Here is a 248-nt window from a genome sequence, read left to right on the forward strand (position 1 = left end):
GTCAGGATCGCGATGTCCTGCAGCATGGCCTTGCGGCGATCGCCGAAGCCCGGAGCCTTGACGGCCGCGACCTTCAGGCCGCCGCGCAGGCGGTTCACGACCAGGGTCGCGAGGGCTTCGCCTTCGACGTCCTCGGCGACGATCACCAGCGGCTTGCCGGTCTGCACCACAGCCTCGAGCAGCGGCAGCAGCTCGTTCAGCGAGGAGAGCTTCTTCTCGTTGATGAGGATGTAGGCGTCGTCCATCTC

The 248-nt window shown here is 66.5% G+C and carries 1 pseudogene; it reads right to left on the minus strand.

The features are described 5' to 3' along the window. Positions 1-248, minus strand: a pseudogene (gene groEL / locus RAD10_RS42355) (chaperonin GroEL); the annotation flags it as partial.

This window comes from Bradyrhizobium sp. 23AC (assembly GCF_054863025.1).